The 13,292-nt window shown below is 50.6% G+C and carries 10 protein-coding genes; 3 read left to right on the plus strand and 7 right to left on the minus strand.

The window, feature by feature from the left end:
• Nucleotides 1-159 precede the first annotated feature (159 nt).
• Together galT and gatB are read right to left on the minus strand one after the other, a co-directional pair.
• A complete protein-coding gene (gene galT / locus Mal48_RS00405; protein WP_145195094.1) occupies nt 160-1,164 on the minus strand; it encodes a galactose-1-phosphate uridylyltransferase in 1,005 nt (334 codons plus the stop codon).
• A gap of 279 nt (nt 1,165-1,443) precedes the next feature.
• A complete protein-coding gene (gene gatB, locus Mal48_RS00410) occupies nt 1,444-2,940 on the minus strand; it encodes an Asp-tRNA(Asn)/Glu-tRNA(Gln) amidotransferase subunit GatB (protein ID WP_145195096.1) in 1,497 nt (498 codons plus the stop codon).
• A 257-nt stretch (nt 2,941-3,197) separates the two neighbouring features.
• Here gatB and Mal48_RS00415 point away from each other — a divergent pair, with 257 nt between their 5' ends.
• On the plus strand, nt 3,198-3,704 hold the full coding sequence (locus Mal48_RS00415; protein WP_145195098.1) for an SRPBCC family protein: 507 nt from the start codon (nt 3,198-3,200) through the stop codon (nt 3,702-3,704).
• Nucleotides 3,697-5,178 (plus strand): cryptochrome/DNA photolyase family protein, encoded by a 1,482-nt coding sequence (locus tag Mal48_RS00420; protein ID WP_145195100.1) that lies wholly within the window; start codon nt 3,697-3,699, stop codon nt 5,176-5,178. Before Mal48_RS00415 ends, Mal48_RS00420 begins: the two co-directional genes overlap by 8 nt.
• 181 nt (nt 5,179-5,359) lie before the next feature.
• Here Mal48_RS00420 and Mal48_RS00425 read toward each other — a convergent pair whose 3' ends face one another.
• The 4 genes from Mal48_RS00425 to Mal48_RS00440 all read right to left on the minus strand — a co-directional run bounded on the left by Mal48_RS00425 (nt 5,360) and on the right by Mal48_RS00440 (nt 10,946).
• A complete protein-coding gene (locus tag Mal48_RS00425; RefSeq protein WP_145195102.1) occupies nt 5,360-6,499 on the minus strand; it encodes a type III polyketide synthase in 1,140 nt (379 codons plus the stop codon).
• Nucleotides 6,500-6,785: 286 nt separating this feature from the next.
• Nucleotides 6,786-8,093: an outer membrane protein assembly factor BamB family protein gene (locus Mal48_RS00430; RefSeq protein ID WP_145195104.1), complete on the minus strand. Its 1,308-nt coding sequence runs from the start codon at nt 8,091-8,093 to the stop codon at nt 6,786-6,788.
• A gap of 517 nt (nt 8,094-8,610) precedes the next feature.
• Nucleotides 8,611-9,480 (minus strand): hypothetical protein, encoded by an 870-nt coding sequence (locus Mal48_RS00435; protein WP_145195106.1) that lies wholly within the window; start codon nt 9,478-9,480, stop codon nt 8,611-8,613.
• Between the two features lie 77 nt (nt 9,481-9,557).
• Nucleotides 9,558-10,946 carry a reverse transcriptase family protein gene (locus Mal48_RS00440; protein ID WP_197441936.1) on the minus strand — a complete coding sequence of 463 codons (1,389 nt, stop codon included), beginning with the start codon at nt 10,944-10,946 and terminating at the stop codon, nt 9,558-9,560.
• A gap of 518 nt (nt 10,947-11,464) precedes the next feature.
• Here Mal48_RS00440 and Mal48_RS00445 point away from each other — a divergent pair.
• Nucleotides 11,465-12,040 carry an RNA polymerase sigma factor gene (locus Mal48_RS00445; RefSeq protein WP_145195110.1) on the plus strand — a complete coding sequence of 192 codons (576 nt, stop codon included), beginning with the start codon at nt 11,465-11,467 and terminating at the stop codon, nt 12,038-12,040.
• A 134-nt stretch (nt 12,041-12,174) separates the two neighbouring features.
• Here Mal48_RS00445 and Mal48_RS00450 read toward each other — a convergent pair whose 3' ends face one another.
• Nucleotides 12,175-13,107 carry an aminotransferase class IV gene (locus tag Mal48_RS00450; protein WP_145195113.1) on the minus strand — a complete coding sequence of 311 codons (933 nt, stop codon included), beginning with the start codon at nt 13,105-13,107 and terminating at the stop codon, nt 12,175-12,177.
• Nucleotides 13,108-13,292 lie beyond the last annotated feature (185 nt).

Raw genomic sequence — 13,292 nt, forward strand, 5'->3', positions numbered from 1 at the left:
TCCTTCAGACTGACTGTTCTCGATGCTTCAGGCCGTGCCCGACCATTCCACTGAGGAACGATTCCGATGATTTCACAGAATACATGTCCAGGAATCGCTTCGCAACCTGCCTCACCAGACATCCGAACTGCTGACTCATTCGGTGAGACACAAGGTTTCCTACGTGAACGTTAATTCTGTTCCTCGCAAGAATTGTGCTGCTTCTTCCGGGGGAACAGTGTTAATGTAAAAACCACTGCCCCATTCGAAACCGGCGACGCGACTCAGGCGAGGGAAGAGTTCAATGTGCCAGCGAAAGTGTGGCAGGTTTGGGCTCGAAAATGGAGCTGTGTGAAGCACGTAGTTGTAAGGTGGATCATCAAGACCGAGTTCCATTTTCGTGAGAATCGATTTCATCACAGTTCCTAAATCTTCGACCACCGCTTGCGTGGCTGTCTCGAAGTGGCTGGCCTGTTGACGCGGAACAATCCACGTTTCAAATGGAAATCGACTCGCATACGGACACATCACGACGAAGTGTTCGGTCTCCATGACAATCCGTTCGCCGGTCGCCAGTTCCTGCTGAATCATGTCTGAAAAGATTGACCGTCCTCGGTACTTGTAGAACTTTTCAGCGCCGTCGAGCTCTTCCTGAATCGTAATGGGGACGATCGGACTGACGATCAATTGTGAATGGGAATGGTCCAGCGACGCCCCGGCACGCGCCCCCTTGTTCTTGAAAATCAAGCCATGAACCAAACGGGTATCACGTTTTAGATCGACAAGTCGGTCGTGATACACCCAGAAGACTTCCCGAATGTTTTCGACACTCAGCCGCGACATATTCTGTTCGCGGTGGGGACACTCCACGATCACTTCATGAGCGCCAATGCCGTTCATCATGTCATAGATACCGACGCCCCGTTTGTCGAGTTGTCCTTCGACTGTGACAGCTGGGAATTTGTTCGGGATCACACGAACACGCCACCCCGGTTCGTTGGCTTCACCAGAGTTTCGGTAAGCCATGATCTCCGGAGTCGTTGCGTCTTCATGTCCCTCCAGAAATGGATCAAAGCTCGTTGTTGAGAGTTCATCCGCATCGCTCACATTCTGGGGACGCGTCAATCGCTCGGGGGCAATAATGACCCAGCGACCCACAATCGGATCTTTACGAAGTTCCTGCATTCGATCTTCCAGAGAATGATTTACGAAGCACACACTCAACGAGTGCGGTTCGCTTCAATGTTGATAATGAATTCAGGCGGGACGAGTACGTTTCACCTGAACACGCTAAACACTCTACCAATCTTAGCCCGGTGAATTCATGTGCAATGTCAGAATTGGCCGTAAACAGGAAAAACGAGAGATATCAAACGGAATTGATCTCTGTTCAATGGCATTGGAAATGGCATTGAAAATGTCAGTGGTTGTACAGCAGGGAAGCTGCACATCGAGCAGTGAACCCTAATCCATACCCTGCAACTTTTTGATGATCATTTCTCGCACAGCTTTGGCGTCGGCCCCTTTGGCGACGCGCATGACTTTTCCAATGAGTGCTCCGACAGCCTGTTGTTTCCCGGCTTTGAAGTCTTCGACAGCCTTGGGGCTCTCTGCAATCGCGGCCTGAATTGCCTCATCGAGAGCACCTGTATCCGAGACGATTTCTAATCCGCGTTCCTGGATGATTTCATCAACTCGCGACAGAGTCAATTCGCGTTCTTCGTCGGCATCTTCGAGAAGAACTCCTAACACTTCGCGGCCGCTTTTGTTTGTGATTTTCTTATCGACGACTCGCTGAATGATGGTTCCCAACAATTCTGAGTGAATTGGGAATTCGCTAATTTCAAACGAACGTTCTTTCATCTCTCGCAGAATATCTTGAGTGACCCAGTTGGCAGCTTGCTTTCCGTCGCGACAGACTGCAACAACTTCTTCATAATAGTCCGCCAGATCTTTTCCCTGATTGACGATGACATCGGCATCGTAAGCTGAGAGGCCGAGTTCGTTCTCGAAGCGACGTCGTCGAGTGGCAGGCGGTTCTGGTAAAGCCGCTTTGATCGCTTCGACTTGTTCTCTCGAAACCGTGACCGGGATCAAATCTGGATCAGGAAAGTATCGATAGTCAGAAGCTTCTTCTTTTCCGCGTTGCCCAAAAGTGGCATTTCGATTGGCGTCCCAGCCGCGTGTCTCTTTTGAGACCCCAGGGTCGCCGAGTTTGCGACCGGTCTCAGCGAAGATTTTCCGCTGACGCTCGGCTTCGTATTCGATTGACGCCTCGACCGCTCGAAAACTGTTGAGGTTTTTCACTTCCACAATCGGCGTGGCGACTTTCTCGTCCCCTTCGCCGTAATGCAGGTTCACATTCGCATCGCAGCGCAGCGAACCTTCCTGCATGTTGCAGTCAGAAACGCCCAGGAAAGTCAGCAACAAATGAAGTTCTTCCAGATACGACTTCGCTTCCGCCGCCGAGCGAATGTCTGGCTCGCTGACAATCTCCAGAAGTGGAGTTCCTGTTCGATTTAAATCGACCTGGCTATCGTTGCCGCGTCCCGATTCATCGTGAATGTTCTTTCCGGCATCTTCTTCGAGGTGAGCACGGTTGATGCGGATCTTGCGTCGCGAGCCATCGTCGCTGGTCACTTCCAGCCAACCATCGTGACTGAAGGGGAGGTCGAACTGGCTGATTTGATATCCCTTGGGGAGATCGGGATAGAAATACTGCTTGCGGTCCCATTTTGTGAATGGAGCAATTTCGCAATTGATCGCGGTCGCGGTGATCAACGACAACCGAAAGGCTTCTTCATTCATGACCGGCAACGATCCTGGATGACCGAGACAAACCGGGCAGGTTTGCGTATTGGGGGCATCTGGATTGAAGCGGTTTGCACAGCCGCAAAAGATCTTTGATTTTGTTAATAGCTGAACGTGGACTTCCAGCCCAACGATGAGTGTTTCAGTCATAGCTTTCCTCATGGCGGTGAATCGCTCGGAGTGTAGTGAACTCCCGGTTTCGAGACGAGTGATGCTGTTTGAGTCAGGACCGCGAACAAGACAATTGAGATCGTTTTGATTCGCTGGAGGGCAAAAGTCGACGAAATGTTTGAAATGTCTAGAGTCTATTAAGAGCAAATTGCTCTATCGTTGCCCTTGAAAAGCGCATTTCTAGACCTGAAAAGCAGGTTCCACTCACCCAAGAATCACGAAAGTCCCTTGAGAAAATGAAATTTGAGCAGAATAGAGGCGATGGCTGGGCTTTTGAGGTCGAGCAACGCTTCCATCAATCGCGTTCAGAACTGTTCGAGTATTTCGGTGATGCTGGGAATCTGGAGGAGATCACCCCACCTTGGTTGAACTTCCGAATTCTCACACCAGCACCGATTGAAATGTCCGTCGGGACTCTGATTGACTACAAATTGAGGCTGCGATTCGTGCCTGTCCGTTGGCGAACGGAAATCCAGGTTTGGGAACCTCCTTACTGCTTCGTCGATTCCCAGTTGCGAGGCCCATACAAGAAGTGGATTCACGAACATACTTTTGAGGAAATTGATGGAGGAACGTTGATGCGTGATCGAGTGATGTACGACGTCCCCGGCGGGAAACTCATTCACGATCTGATCGTGCGTCCAGATCTCGAAAAAATCTTCCATTATCGCCAGATAAAACTTGCTGTCAGGTTCGGCGAGTTCGAGAACACAAGAACCGCCATCGGAGCGTTGAATGAATAATGTCCCCGAAAAACGAATTCGCGCGTTGAACAATCACGATGTTAATCCGTCGGGGGATTACATTTTATATTGGATGATTGCGAATCGACGCTCGCGTTCGAATTTCTCGTTAGAGCGAGCAGCTGAATGGGCTCAACGACTCGGTAAACCGCTGATTGTCTTTGAAGCAGTTCGCGTAAAATATCGCTGGGCAAGTGACCGATTACACAAGTTCATTCTACAGGGAATGGCGAATCAACGAGAGTCTTTCAAAAACGCCCCGCTGACTTACTACTGCTACGTCGAGCCTGAGCCAAACGATGGGAAAGGATTGCTCGAAGAACTCGCTAAGAAAGCATGTGTTGTCGTCACGGATGATTTTCCATGTTTCTTCATCCCAACAATGCTGAAGGTTGTTTCTCGTCGAGTGAAGGTCAAGTTGGAAGCTGTTGATTCCAACGGACTGTTCCCGATGTCCGCAACAGATCGAGTGTTCACCAAAGCACATTCGTTTCGACGCTTTCTGCAAAAAGAAATTCTTGAGCATCTTGATAATGTGCCGAACGAAAACTTTTTGAATCAGCTCGATCTCCCGCAGACTGGCGAGGTTCCCCAGCAGATTCTTTCAAAATGGCCAGAAGCGACTGATCTGACGTTAACTGCCACCGCTGATGTCTTGAAAACTTTTCCCATTGACCATGCGGTAAAGCCTGCCTCGTTCGATGGAGGAGAAGTCGCAGCTACGAGGACGCTGAAAGAGTTCCTCGACGATGGCTTCGAGCGTTATGCCGATGATCGAAATCATCCCGATACCGATGCGAGTAGTCGACTCTCACCCTACTTACATTTTGGACACATTTCGGCTCATACGATTTTTTCTGAAATCGCCGCCCGTGAAGGTTGGACGCCAGCAAACGTTGCAGAGAAGCCCAACGGGTCGCGTGAAGGTTGGTGGGGAATGTCCGAGCATGCAGAAGGTTATCTTGATGAGGTGATCACCTGGAGAGAATTGGGATACAACATGTGTTCCCATGAGTCGAACTACGACAAGTACGAGTCACTTCCCGATTGGGCAAAGACGACGCTGGAGGAGCATCTCCACGATGAACGGGAGTATGTCTACTCTCTGAGTGAGTTTGAATCAGCAAGCACTCATGATGAAGTCTGGAATGCTGCTCAACGTCAACTTGTGCAAGAAGGCCGCATGCACAACTACCTGCGAATGCTCTGGGGAAAGAAGATCTTCGAGTGGAGCGAAACTCCGCGAGACGCCATTCAGATTATGATCGAGCTTAACAACAAGTACGCAGTCGATGGTCGCAACCCGAACAGTTACTCCGGCATCTTCTGGGTTCTGGGACGATACGATCGTGCCTGGGGGCCCGAGCGAAGTGTCTACGGAAAGATTCGCTACATGACCAGCGAAAGCACCAAGAGAAAGCTGAAGATGAAGGAGTACCTGAAACGGTACTCCAGTCACTCGAAGCTGTTTTAAGTCGCAGCCTGCAGAGGCTTGCTATAGTAAATCCAATACAGGTCTTTTCTTTTTGCCTCGTGGCGAACAGCGATTTTATTGATGAATCGCGTTCTTCACTGAGGCACGAAAAGTATTGAGCATGAAGATGCTCTCAGCGGGCTTGCCGAGATGCAAACTGCCCGCGAAATTCAAGCTTTCGTTAAGCCGCGATGTCTTGCGGATCTGTATTGGCGACACCGGCTGCAGCTTTCCCGATGAGTGTCGCTTCAATTGTGAGGCCGGGGCCAAATGCAATTGCAACACATGGGAGTTCTGCATTTCGTTTTCGCAAACGATCAAGGATGAACAGAACCGTTGGCGAGGACATGTTTCCTACGTCAGAGAGAACATCCCAGCTGTCCTGAATGTCTTGCCGGGTAATCCCGAGTGACGCACTGGCAGCTTCGAGAATCTTTGGTCCACCCGGATGAATTGCCCAGGAGCGGATGTCTGAGAGCTTCATGCCCGACTCGTTCAACCAACCTTTGACCCAATCTCCCAGCTTGTCTTCAATGAGTAAAGGGACCTTCGTCGAGAGGCGAATGTCGAGTCCTTGATCTCCGAAGGCGACTCGCAAATTGTCGCGTTCGTTATTGAGTAAGTACCCACGACTCAAATCGACTTGCCAGTCTGAAGTCGGTCTTGATGTTCCGACAACGGCAGCTGCTCCGTCTGCGAAAATCGCATTTGTCACGAGCTTCTTCGGCATCGGCTGCAAGTCGTAATGGGCACTGCAAATTTCGAGTGAAACCATCAATACCACTGCGTCGGTTTCGGAACTTGCGAAGGCGTTGGAAACTCGCAGTCCGTTCATCGCTGCCTGGCACATCATCATGCCGACATTGGTTCGCTCAACGTGTTTGGAGAGCCCAATCGATTCGATAAGGGCTGAGTCAAAACCTGGAGCCGAACCGGCGGTACTGGAGACCGTAACCAGATGAGTCACATCTGCTGCAGACAAGCCTGCTTCCTCGAGTGCTTTCAATGCAGCTTCAGCGGCGAGTGGGCCGGCAGCTTTGTCGACCAGCTGGAGACGGTGAAACGTTCCCGGACCGCCATTTGAGCGAATTTCGTCTGCTTCCTGATTCGCAATCTCAGCTTTAGAAAGCAAATTTTTCAGCATGATTGGATCATGGACAACGTGACGTTGCTGAATTGTTGTCTTGGGATACAACCGGCTGAGGGTGTCAATCAGTTCGGGATGACCTTCGGCAAGTAGCTGCGCGATTCGGAGGGACTCGTCTTGAGTGACAGTTGTTTCAGGGAGTGCGGTCCCCATTCCCAGAATTGATAGTGGCATAATTTCCTCAACGACAAAATGCGTTCTTCGATGGATTGGCCAAACAGCAGTTGCAGAGCGTCTACAAAGCAAGACCAAGAAGCACAGACTGAATTCTCGTCAATGCGCGTCAGCTGCTTGAAAGAATGCGAAGAGGTTTCATCGAAAATTCGGAGAGGATGTGATTAACCTGTTACGACAGTCGCAATTGTCGTAGTAGTGATCAGATTTTCGACATTTGCGACTCGCGTCTTTCATGCAATTTTACACAGCAATCAATCGAGCGAGTCGCACTTTGTCGGTTGTATTAGTTATCAGACTGGCTCGGTGTCTCAGCGATACAGTACACATATTCCTGACGTGCTTCACCAGTTTGTTGGGCGACACGTATGAAAATTTGTCCGCCGCAAATTGCAGGCGTCGAGAAACAAACATTTTCAAGATTGTTTTTCGAAACAAGTGTGAACTCATCTGGAGAGGCCTCGAAGATGAACGATTCACTCGCCTCATTCGAAACATAAATCAAGTTTCCGACCAAGACGGGCGAGGATGAAAATGTTCCGCCGAGACGGCCTTTCCAGACCTCTTTACCAGTGGCTGCATTCCAGCACATGGCAACTCCGGCATCGGTGACGCCGTACAAGTACCCATCTTTAATGAGTAAGGAGGGGACATAAACTCGTACGCCATTCTCCCATTCCGTTTTTCCTGATCCATCAGTTCGGACGGCAGCGACATGGTTCTTCGGGTAGCCGCCGGTCGTGTAAATCAGGTCTCCATTAGTCACTGTCGATGTGACGCACTCTGTCGTTGCGCCTTCGATTTCCCAGTTCTCTTTCCCGGTGAGTGGATCAAGACTCGTCACCAGATCACAGCCGATCATGATCAGCTGCACTTTGCCCGAGGTTTCCATGATGACTGGTGAAGGGTAGTTTGGAGTTTCGGGACGGTCGCGTTTCCAGACGACTTCGCCTGTCTCTCGGTTCAAACCGGCAATCGCTCCTCCGGACTTATTGTCAGCGACGACAATCACGAGTTGTTCATGGATGACGGGAGACGAACCGAATCCCTGATGGACAACATAGTCAGAGATTTTCCGCTGCCATAAAATTTCACCTTCAAGCGACAGTGCCGATGTGTACATGGCGTCATCGTTCAGGAAGTTGATAAACAATCGCTCGCCATCACAGGCAGGTGTCGAGGAGGCTTGTGTCCCTTTTTTGTTTCGTGGAAGAACTGCATGACCCTGATGGACTACCGTTTCCCACTCGATCTCTCCTGTCTTTCGATTCAGGCAAAGCAGCGATCGCGTTTCCTTTTCGTCGACAGATGTTGCTAAGTAAACGTGTTCCCCAACGACAATCGGCGAGCCATGCCCTTTTCCCGGGATCGCCTTCTTCCAGGCGATGTTGGTTTTCTCATCCCATTTGACAGGCGCCTTCTGATCGGGTGAAGCATGTCCATCCCCATTTGGTCCCCGCCAGGAGGGCCAATCTGCTGAGGCCGGCTGGCGAACTTTTTGTGCAGTTCGTGTAGTCGGTGCTTCTGCTTGAAGCTGTGAAAATGCGAAGAGTCCCTGGGAGACAACCACAGCTAGAATGAGATTTCGGTTCATCAAAGATTCACTTTCAATCAGCCGGGAAGAGCAACTCGGCTCACGGCAAAGAATGTCAAAATTAGAGCATTTTTCGAATTGGTGTTCGCGTCCTGCCTCGTGGCGAACATTAATTTCACTGGTGAAACGCGTTCTTCACGGACACATGGGAGAGCAAACTGCTCTAAACACGAGATCATTATTGCATCAATGAGGGTGGATTCCAATCTTCACCCTCTTTTCACACTGCAAATGTTGCGTTCGAGAGTTGGTGGACGGAATTTCATGAGATTTCCTTCTCTCCTCGCAATCGACGAGGTCGACAAATTGAACACTCAACAACAACTTTGAAGCGTTGGCACTGGATAAAGAAACTCTGCTTGGCTGCTCGGGACAATGGTCCCGAGCTACGAGTTATGTTGAGCACTCCTGCAGGTCGTTTTCGTCACTTCCTCACTTTTGTTGCCAGCTTGCCATGAGGCAGAATGTGTGAAGCAAGCATTGGCTTTGCTTCAGAGTCGGGCTCGCGATAGCTGGGTCAGCCGACATCTTCGACTTCAGGAAGTATGATCGGCTTTTGTTCCTGAATGGCTTTCATCCAGAAGAGCAGCACTGTCAGTGGGGCTCCGCAATTGGCGATTCGGATGAGTGTGCGGTCGTAGCCGTCCTGTCCGTATGCGAGAGTGTAACTGGCTGCGAGTATTAAACCCCATGTTGCCATCACAAACGCAATGATTCGGTTGCGCGATGTCATCAAATTCAAAGCAAGTGCGATCTCCGCAATTCCAATCATCACGAGCACCATTTGAGCGTGACCACGCGTGATCGGGTAATGGAAAACATTGCGAGCTGTCCTCCCGATGATTTCGACAAACTCTCCGCCAGCTTGGTACTGGTGGAGTACAAGCAGGCCGTGGCCGAAGAAAGTCGTGGCGGTTGCCAGCCGTAACATTTTAATTGACGAGAGACAGAACGCCAGCGTCGGTTTCACACGAGGAGGCCAGAAGTCGACCATAAGCAGCGCGGTCGGAACAGTCATTCGGACTGCTTGATTCATGACTTCCAGATACGGCAGGAGACCTTTCTGAGCAAGGATGACTCCGATCGCAGTTCCGACCTGAAAAGCTCCCAGCGGAATCAGCATGGCCCACATCGGTCTAAAGAGGCTGATCACACCACAGGCGATCAGGAAGTAAGCGGTGTAGTCTTCGAAGAGAGCGATTTTCGCATCTGGAAACTTGCCCCCCTTCCTCAGAATTTCAAGGAGAGCGAAGTGTTTTCCATGGTGCAAATGACCAGCTGCGTAACCCCAGCACTGAATTGCAACCACCACACGTAACGTGGCTTGAACGATGCGAATTCCCTTGGGCGAAGGGGTTTCGAACGGATTGTCGAGTTGCTCAGACATCAGAATCGCGAGCTCCTTCCTGGATTCGCTTCCGATTCTGAGAAGAGTTGTCTCTCTTGTAAACAGCTGATGGATGCTTACCAGCGGATCTTCTGGTAGATCTCAAGCAATTTCGCTCCCCGGCTTGGATTCAATTGCATCATATGGGCGATCCGTCCGCGGAGATGAGAGGCGAAATCGGGGTGCTGATTTCGGTTTTGTTGTTGCGGACCAGTTTTGACACAGTTATGCAAGATCGCTTTCAGTTGATCGTAGTCTTGCCGAGAAACGTTGATCTTTTCGTTAACCACAACCCCGGTCACGCATTGCCGTTGGCTGTTGCGGATGATCTTTCGCTTCTTCTTATTCACGAAGAAGCGTTCGGCAGCGATGATTTTCGAGGTCAGCGGGATGAATTCATTGAGGGCAGGGATCGATAAGCCCGGTCCCGAGAACGTGAGGTCATCGGCGTAGCGGGTGTATTTGAGATTGTAAGCCTTGGCCATCCCCGACAGTCGGACGTCGAGAGCAAAGGCTGATAAGTTGGCGAGGGCAGGGGATGTGGGTGCACCTTGCGGGAGATGAGGTGGCATCAACTGCCAGAACTCCCAGTTTTTCTTAGGCGCATCCAGACTCCACGGAGGAGCTGAAACCGTTAAGCGAGCAAGCCAGATGCTGACTTCTCGGCTAAATCCAAGGCTACGGAAAATGGCCACAACGCGCGAGTAACGAACTGTCGGATAGAAGTTTTCCAGATCCAACTTCAACAAAAACTTACTGCCGACATGCGGGACCGCGTTTGAGAGAATGGAACGCCCCGGGACAAATCCGTGAGCTGCCGGATGGGCGGGAACAAGGTCGAGGATTTCGCGAAGAATTTTTGTTTGGACTCCCTTTAATTCCTCCTTGGGAGCTTCGATCAGTCGCCAACTTCCTGAGCGTTTCTTTTTCCATTGAAAGTGATAGTGAGCATCTTTGACATCTTTAGGACGGTTGCCATCCCGCATTCGATGAGTCAGCCACGCCAGCTTTCCGATAGAAATGCCGAACCAGTCTGCCAGGTCGTCCGGAGTCGCCAGTGTTGGCAATCCGTAATATTCCAGCCAGCGTTCATCGGCATCCTGACTGAGATCTAGAAACTCTCCTGTGTGCGGTCCCGGAACGGCAAATTTGTAGGGGCGGTGCCTGACAATTTCTTGCTCTTGAGGAGTCGCAACAGTGCTTGGTCGATAGCTGAATTTCCTCAGGACAATGTTTTTCGATGCTTTTCTTTCGCGAAAAACTTTGTTCGAAGAAGAGTTTTGGGGGGACGAATGTTCATGTGGAACTGCTTCGCCAGCATCAGCGTGAATACTTTCTGCGTAACTTGTCTCAGTCTGGTCTCTCCCAGCCTGATCGTGAGCGGGATTAACGTCAGCGTGAGTGGGCCCGGATTGCACCTGAGCAGAACCGCCAAACAAGCCTTTAATGAAGTCAAAAAGCCCCATGATGTTTGTGCTTTTCCCAGGCCGGCAAAAAATGTTTGAAAGTTCAGGTGTACGAATAGTCTCAATGAAAACGAAGACTGACCGGTGGGTTGCACAACGCATCCTGTGGCGAAGCTGTGTGACGGAAACAATGCTTTCCGTCACACAGCTTCATCCGACGAATCTCGAACAACGTTTCTCCCGTGGGGTAACCCCACAGTGTCCTTGCGGACCAAGCTTATGCAACCCACAGGTCATATCTTACTCTGGTTATTATGGTTCGGTTGATGTCGATACGTCAATACAGCCGGTTTTTCCGGATCATTCGGATTCGTTAAAATCTTTCGCCGAATGAGCCGAAAGACTAGTGAACAGATGGTCCCAGTTGCCGTTTCGTCACTTCACGCATAAAATGAAGCAGTGATAACGACGACAAGAACATAAGCAGTGTTGTCAAGAAGGATGCAGAGACGACATTGCCAATGTGGACATTGTGAACTTCTCTCACTGTCAGAGATCTCTGAAATAGGGCGTTCCTCGTGCCATTACTGGAAACAGATCGACAAATCCTCAACCGCTGCCTCCAGCGTGAGCCCGGGGCTTGGGAAGCGTTTGTTGATCGATTTCTAGGGCTCTTCATCCATGTTATCAGCCACACGGCACATGCTCGCAGCTTGAAACTCTCTCAGGCTGATATCGAAGATCTTTGCTCGGAAATCTTTCTGACGCTCCTGAAAAATGAATTTGCGGTACTCCGGCACTTTAAAGGGCGTTCGTCCTTGGCCAGCTATCTGGTTGTGGTAGCAAGGCGCATTGTTGTCAAAGCTGTCATCAAGCGAAAGCAGCTGGAGGCAATGGGCCACGTCAATGCTCATCAATCGGCATTGCATGGCGGAGGGTCCGATCACGTGCAGCGACTCTCGGACACGGAAGAAGTTCGTGTCTTGTTAGCTCAGCTGCCCGCTTCAGAAGCCAACGTTGTTCGGCTCTATCACCTCGAAGGGAAGAGCTACCGGGAGATCAGTAACCTCATCGGGATTCCAGAAAACTCGATTGGCCCGACTTTGCATCGTGCCCGAGAGCGGATGAAGCAACTCAAAGTGACCAGCGAGTAAAGCGAGCGTCAGGAGAAATTTGTCGATCACCGTAGTTTCGGGACGATTGGCCTCTCCGGAAGGTGACACATCTCTTTCCGTCTCACTTCTCGAATACAAAGTCTTCAGCAGACGCCAAGCTGGCGCCTCCCGGCTCATTTTGCGCTCTTTGCCTGTTCCACGAAATCGAGCCCAATGGATGTTGTCCAAGACTGACGGATTTTTTCAGTCACAGTTCCCGGGGTCGAGGTTCCAATCGAGTTCCCGTCCACTGACGTAACGGGCATCAGGCAGAACGTCGATGAGGTCAAAAAGGCTTCATCAGCTTGCAGTAAATCCGATTTCTTCAGGTCGGTAAACGTGAATGGGATTTCAAGCTCTTCACAAATTTGAATCACGTGCTGTCGGCTGATTCCATCGAGTGTTTGAGATTCACGAGGAGAGAACACCGCTCCGTTCTTGACGATCATCAAATTGCCGCTGCTGGTTTCGGTGAGGCAATCATATTCATCAAGAAGTAAAGCCAGCGCTCGTGGGTTTTTTCTACGAGCTTCCTGATCGGCCAGTTGCCAATGCAAACGGCTGCGCATTTTGATTTTGGGATCGATGCTGATTCGGGGAATCTGCCGAACTTCAGGCACGATGAGTTCAACACCCTGGGTGTATCCAGCGATCCATTTCGAAAAAGGAAGTGGAGCTGAATAGACGCAAACTGTCGGTTTGCTTTGATCGATCAGCCCGTTGGAATCCCCGACAGCTTGCCCGGCTGAGATGAAGAGGACAATCGCCAGGTCTGAATTGACGGCGAGATTCTTGGTGTTCAGGCGAGCGATTTCTGCAACGACATGCGATAAATTGCTCAAGTCAGGTAAGTTCGGCCACCCGACGAGGTCGAGAGATTGTTGTAACCGTTTCAGGTGTGCGTCCACATCATATGGAACATGCCGAAACGTGCGCAGACGTTCGGTGACTGTCGCTCCCTGCATGATCGCCAGATCGAACACCGGCAATCTCGCATCCTGAAACGGGATCATGTCGCCATTCAGGTAGCAAATCGATTCAGACTGTTTCTCTTCTTGAAATTGCATTGTTCTTGAAAATCATTGAGGGAGTCCGAGGTCAGTCATGCACTCGAAGTGCCGGACCGTTCAGCATTCAGGCTAACGAAAAACTCCCGGTTGGGACCAGTACCCTCTCGCAACTGGCAGCGTGGACATGGTATCATCAAGCGAGCTGAAATCTCAGTGTGGGACCAGGTGTGGGACCAATCGAA

This window comes from Thalassoglobus polymorphus (assembly GCF_007744255.1).
GTDB lineage: Bacteria > Planctomycetota > Planctomycetia > Planctomycetales > Planctomycetaceae > Thalassoglobus > Thalassoglobus polymorphus.